Annotated in this window: 4 protein-coding genes; 2 read left to right on the forward strand and 2 right to left on the reverse strand. The window is 66.7% G+C overall.

What is annotated here, in order from left to right; translation table 11 throughout:
* Window positions 1-89: 89 nt before the first annotated feature.
* On the reverse strand, window positions 90-389 hold the full coding sequence (locus VHR41_20220; GenBank protein ID HEX3236529.1) for a protein kinase: 300 nt from the start codon (window positions 387-389) through the stop codon (window positions 90-92).
* Between the two features lie 379 nt (window positions 390-768).
* Here VHR41_20220 and VHR41_20225 point away from each other — a divergent pair, with 379 nt between their 5' ends.
* Window positions 769-3,030, forward strand: a complete 2,262-nt coding sequence (locus VHR41_20225; GenBank protein ID HEX3236530.1) for a protein kinase — start codon at window positions 769-771, stop codon at window positions 3,028-3,030.
* A gap of 111 nt (window positions 3,031-3,141) precedes the next feature.
* Here VHR41_20225 and VHR41_20230 read toward each other — a convergent pair whose 3' ends face one another.
* Window positions 3,142-5,544, reverse strand: a complete 2,403-nt coding sequence (locus VHR41_20230) for a protein kinase (protein HEX3236531.1) — start codon at window positions 5,542-5,544, stop codon at window positions 3,142-3,144.
* A gap of 213 nt (window positions 5,545-5,757) precedes the next feature.
* Between VHR41_20230 and VHR41_20235 the strand changes: the two genes are divergently transcribed.
* The coding region (locus VHR41_20235; protein ID HEX3236532.1) for a serine/threonine-protein kinase at window positions 5,758-6,351 on the forward strand (594 nt) is incomplete at its 3' end.

The following is a 6,351-nucleotide window of genomic DNA, read 5'->3' on the forward strand; positions in this document are numbered from 1 at the left end:
CCAGCCAGCATCTCGTAGAGCACGCAGGCCAGGCTGTACATGTCACTTCGCCCGTCCACGTCCCGCTGTCCCGTCGACTGCTCGGGGGCTTATGTAGGCCGGCGTGCCGAGCGCGAGCCCCGTCTCGGTGAGCCGCTCCGCGCCGGCTGCGTCCACCGCTCGCGCGATCCCGAAATCGCGACGATGGCCCGGCCTCCCTTGAGGAGAATGTTCTCGGGTTTGATGTCCCGATGAACGACCCCGTGCGTGTGGGCATGGGCCAGCGCCTCGACCACATCCTTGGTGATGTGGAGCGCCTCCTCCACCGGCAGCTGCTTCTCCCGCACGAGCCGCTGGCGCAAGGACTCGCCCTCGACGAAGGGTGTACCAGAGCCGGCCAAAGCTCTCACCCGAGTCAAAGACCGGCAGGATGTGGGGGTGCTGCAGGCGCGAGGTGACCCGGATTTCCTGCAGAAACCGGGACGGCCCGACCGTGGCGGCCAGCTCGGCGTGGAGGACCTTCAGCGCGACCGGTCGCTCGTGCTTGAGGTCGCGGGCGAGATACACGGTGGCCATGCCGCCCCGGCCGAGCTCACGCTCGATCGCGTAGCGGTCCGCGAACGTAGCCTGGAGAAGCGCGAGCGGGTCGGCCACAGCCCGAAGTCCTGGGGGGGGCTCCTACGTTATCGCCCTACATCGGCGTCCGCCAGCGTCGCTGGCTGCCACATCTGGTGGATGCCGGGCTGCCCCCGCATCTTTGTGGACTCCGTTTTCAATCGGAACCCAGCCGTGTCCGATCAGTCCATCCACCTGACCGACGCCCTCGCGGGCCGCTACACCATCGAGCGGGAGCTAGGTCGCGGCGGGATGGCCACCGTCTACCTGGCGGCCGACCTGAAGCACGACCGCCAGGTGGCGCTGAAGGTTCTCCATGCCGAGCTCACGACCGGGCTGGGACCTGACCGATTTGTGCGGGAAATCAAACTCGCCGCCCGCCTGAGCCACCCTCACATCCTTGCATTGTTCGACTCGGGTGAAGCGGGGGGACTTCTCTTTTACGTGATGCCTTATGTCGACGGAGAGTCGCTGCGTACCCGTCTGGGGCATGAACGCCGGTTGAGCGTGGAGGAGGCGGTCTCGATCTGTCGCTCAGTTGCCGCTGCCCTGGATTACGCCCACCAGCAAGGGGTCGTGCACCGCGATATCAAGCCGGATAACATCATGATCCACCAGGGCGAAGCCATGGTGACCGACTTCGGGATCGCCAAGGCCCTGGCCAGGAATGATGAAACTCTCACACAGACCGGGCTGCTGGTAGGCACTCCCTCCTACATGAGTCCCGAACAGGCCTCCGGAGACGTCATCGATGGACGCAGTGATGTGTACAGCCTGGGCTGTGTTCTGTACGAGATGCTGGCGGGCCGCAAGCCCTTCGAGGGGGCCAGTGCATTGGCCATCCTCTCGAAGCAGGTCACCGAGACGCCGGCGTCGCTGCACGATGCGCGCGGTGACCTGTCGGAGGTGCTCGAGGCGGTTGTTCTGCGAGCCATGGCGAAGGCCCCGGACGACCGGTTCGCCACCGCGGGAGAGTTCGCGCGGGCGCTGAGTGACCCGAGAGGGATCGGCCCATCGTCCCAGGCGACGGCGGTCACGACTCCCGTGGCGGGCAAGCACTCGATCGCCGTGCTCCCTTTTCTCAACATGAGCGCCGACCCGGAGAACGAATATTTCGCGGATGGAATGGCCGAGGAGATCATCAATGCCCTGACCAAGCTCGAGGGACTACGGGTGACCGCGCGGAGCTCAGCCTTCAGCTTCAAGGGCAAGCAACAGGACGTCGGTGAGATCGGCCGGCGGCTGAGGGTGGCGACGGTCCTCGAGGGAAGCGTCCGCCGCTCCGGCAACCGCATCCGGATCACGGCCGAGCTGGTGAGCGTGGCTAGTGGGCACCCGATCTGGTCCGAGCGGTACGATCGGGAAATGGCCGACGTGTTCGCCATCCAGGACGACATCTCCCGCTCCATCGTGGACATGCTCAAGGTCAAGCTGCTGGGGGCTCAGGACGCCCCACTGGTCCGGCGCCAGACCGACGATCTGGAGTCATACACCGCCTACCTCAAGGGCCGTTATTTCTGGAACCAGCGGACTCCGGAAGGGCTGCGCAAGAGCATCGCCCTATTCCACGAAGCGCAGGAGCGAGATCCGGGGTACGCTCTGCCCTACGCCGGGGAGGCCGACGCCTATAACATGCTCGGCTGGTGGGCCGACGTGCCGCCGGGTGTGGCCTTTCCCGCCGCACGCAAGGCGTCGGCTCAGGCCGTGACCCTCGCCCCCGAGCTCGCGGAGGGGCATGCATCGCAGGCCTTTTCCAAGCAGTACTATGACTGGGACTGGGCGGGCGCCGAGGCGGACTACAAGCACGCCATCGCGCTGAATCCGAAGTATCCCACGGCCCGGCAGTGGTACGCGCAGAACCTGATCACCTCAGGGCGGAGCGAGGAGGCCATCGGGCAAATCCGCCTGGCCGCGGAGCTCGATCCACTGTCGCTGATCATCGTCGTCACTCGCGCGCTGATCTCCTACTACGCGGGCCGTTATGAGGATGCGATCGCAGAGGCAAGGCGCACGTTGGATCTGGAACCGAGCTTCGGCGCCGGATACAGCAACGTGGGACTCGCCAGCCTGCAGCTGGGGAAGCACGAGGAAGCGATCGCGGCACTGCGGAAGGCACAATCCCTCTCCCACTCGAGGACGATGATGGCCGCGCAGCTGGCCCATGCCCTCGGTCGTGGTGGGGATCGGGCTGCCGCCCTCGCCATCCTGGCCGACCTGCAGCAGGCCGCGGCCGAGCGATACGTCTCCCCATACGAGTTCGCGTGGATCTACGCCGGCCTCGACGACCGCGAGAGCGCTCTCGCCTCATTGGAGGAGGCGTGCGCCGAACGCTCGAGCCAGATGGTCTTCTTGCGGCTCGATCCTTTGTTCCGGGAACTCCGCGAGGACCCGCGATTCCGATCCGTGGTTGAACGGGTGGGGGCGCCGGCCAGGTGAACGACCGAGGTGCCCAAGCCCGATTTCTCCGATGTGGCGAATGCGCTCGACGCCCCCCGCTCGGCGGTAGGAGTGTCGCGCGCCTGACGGTGCGCCAGCGGCGCCACCGGCTCACTTCGGCAAACCCACCCGACGCATCACGGCCGCAAACCGGGGATCGCCGCGCACCGGGTCGAAGCGCGGGTCGGTCGGCAGGAATACCAGCCCGTACGCGCGCTCCTTGAGGGCGCGCTCCAACCACTCAAAAGCCTGATCCCGCTCCCCAAGGCCGACGTGAATGGTCGCGACGTCGACGGGGGAGATGTACGGACGCGCCTCGAGAGCGGTCAGGAGTCGCCGCGCCTTGTCCGGCTTGCCTGCAATGGCATAGGCATGCCCCAGCGCGGCCAGATAGACCGGCACCGAATCCGTCCCCGCGTACTTGACGGTTGCTTCAAGCTCCCGAATCGCGTCGGGCAGTCTGGAGATTTGTTCATACGCCAGGCCCAGCCAGAAATGGGCACGGCTGAAGGTCGAATCATCCGCGAGCGCCTGCTTCGCCTGCGCGATCGCTTCCGGGTATCGGCGGGCATTGTAGTAAGGTCGCGCGGCGGCGGCCCGGTAGAGGGTGAAGAGCGGATCGAGCTCGATCGATCGCTTGCCCTCGGCGATGGCTTCCTCGCTGCGCTTCATTGGCGCCAGGTAGCCCAAGTAATTGAGGTGGACAACGGCGGTTTGGGGGGTGAGCTCGACGGCGCGGCGGAAGTTCCGATCCGCCGCGGCGAAGTCCCAGGCGTAGAGGTGGTCGATTCTCCCGATGTTCGCATAGGCCTGCCCGAGCGCAGGATCGAGCTCAAGAGCCTTTTCGGCCGCCGAGCGCGCCTTGGGAAAGGTCTCTTCCGGACTCTCGAGGGCAAAGTAGCCGAGGTCGATGTAGCATGAGGCCAGGCCGGTATAGGCGAGCGCATAGGTAGGCTCGAGCCGGATCGCTTCTCGGAAGAAGCCGATCGCCTTTCGAAAGTCCGCGCCGGTGTTTCGGCCGTACGAGGAAGCCCCTCGGAGATAGGCTTCATAGGCCGCGGGATCGATCGGCTTCTTCGCCGCGTTCAGACGGGTGCTGTCGTGGGGGGTGAGCGAGGCCCGAATAGTATCCGCCACCGCGCGCACGACTGAATCCTGCAGATCGAGGATGTTCCGCAGTTGACCCGTGTAGCTCCTGGCCCAGATGGCCCGCTCGGTCGTAGGCAGCGTGATCTGGGCCGTGATCCGCACCTCGCCTGCCGACCGCTGGAACGAGCCGGCAAGCACCGCGTCGATGTCAACGCCGCGCTCCCGGGCAATGTCGGCAGGCGCGCGGTCACCGCGCCGCGGGGGCAGCTTGATCACCGTGAGCGAGGCGATCTGCGCCAGGTTGGCAATGAGCTGGTCGGTAACCCCCTGAGCGAGGTAGGTCTGGGCCGGGTCGCCCGTGAGGTTTTCGAGCGGTGTCACGGCCAAGAATCGGATCGACCGCCCGGCAGGCGAGGCCATCCCGCCCCTGTTCCGAGTGAACGCTCTGACGCCCGTCATCAGCCCGATCGCGACGAGCCCGGCGGCCAGTACCCACCCGACACGTCCCCACCCTCGGCGGCGACGCTCACCCGACGCGGCTGCAGCCGCTTGCGTTACCACCGTCACCGGACCCGTGGCTCCTTGGGTCAGGGCCAGCGCAAACTCGGCCGTGGTGGCAAATCGGTCGGCCGGCGACTTGGCAAGGGCACGGGTGATGGCCCGTTCCACCCCCGCCGGGATCATCTCCCGCACTGTCCGAAGGCTCGGCACGGGATCCACCGCATGGCGGGCCATGATCGACTGCCCGGACGAGCCGTGGAAGGGGGGCGCTCCCGCGAGCATCTCGTAGACTACGCAGCCCAGCGCATACTCATCGGCTCGGCCGTCCAGGGTGTCTCCGGTCGCCTGCTCCGGGCTCATGTAGCAGGGTGTCCCCAGCGCGAGGCCGGTCTCCGTCAACTTCTCACCGCCCGCGGTGGTCAGCGCCTTCGCGATGCCGAAATCCGCCACCATCGCATGCCCGCCGGAAAGCATGATGTTCTCCGGCTTGATATCCCGGTGCACGACGTCATGGGCGTGGGCATAGCCCAGCGCGTCGGCCACCTCACGTGCGATGGTGATCGCCTCGTGCAAGGGGAGCTGCCGCTCGCGGTCCAGCCGACCGCGGAGGGACTCTCCCTCGATATACGGCATGGCGTAGTACAGCAGGGCCGGGCCGCCGTCGTGTGTCGGTGGGATCTCCCCCGAATCGATCAGGCCGAGGATGTGGGGATGCTGGAGGGCAGCGCAGGTCGTGATCTCACGGAGAAACCGATCCATGCCAAGGGCGGCCCCGATCTCGGGCCGCAGTACCTTCAGCGCCACTCGCCGGCGGTGCTTGAGGTCCTCCGCCAGGTACACCGTCGCCATCCCGCCCCGGCCAAGCTCGCGCTCGATCCGGTAGTGGGCGACCAACGCTGCCTGCAACCGCGCGAGCAGGTCCACCGCTCGACTCCTGCATCGGGACGACAGCCGCGGCACGTTCGGCCGCGTCATGGTGTAGGGAGGTACAGCTAACCTAAGCGAAGAGGACGACGGAACAACCAGGCAGCTCGGACGACTGTCGTGGCCGATGCCCCGCGGGCCGCTGGCAGGCGGTCTGCATCCGGATATCTTCCTGAACAGCCCCTATCGTACGCCTCAGAGAAAGCGCTCCGGGTGCCGGATCCGCCGAGCCGCCTTATCACCGCTCTTGCCGACCGATACCACATCGAGCGGGAAGTGGGTCATGGCGGGATGGCGACTGTGTATCTCGCCCGTGACCTCAAGCACGACCGTCTGGTGGCCATCAAGGTCCTTCGGGCCGAGCTGGCCCACGTGCTCGGACCCGAGCGGTTCCTCCGGGAGATCGAGATTGCCGCCCGGCTGCAGCATCCGCTCATCCTGCCGGTATTCGACAGCGGTGCCGAGGCATCACCGGGCGACGAGAGCGGCCGGTGCCTGTGGTACGCCATGCCGTTCATCGCGGGCGAGTCGCTGCGCGATCGGTTGGGACGCGAGAAGCAGCTGCCGGTGGATGAAGCGGTACGGATCGGTGGCGAAGTGGCTCAGGCGCTCACCTGCGCTCATGGGCAGGGGGTTGTCCATCGAGACATCAAGCCCGAGAATATCCTGCTCTCGGACGGGCACGCCATCGTGGCCGACTTCGGCATTGCTCGAGCGGTCGATGCCACGGTCAGCAGCAGGCTGACCGAGACCGGCCTTGCGCTCGGCACCCCGGTGTACATGAGCCCGGAGCAGGCGGCGGGCGAG

It is taken from the genome of Gemmatimonadales bacterium, from assembly GCA_036265815.1.
In the GTDB taxonomy this organism is placed as follows: domain Bacteria; phylum Gemmatimonadota; class Gemmatimonadetes; order Gemmatimonadales; family GWC2-71-9; genus CAVVWJ01.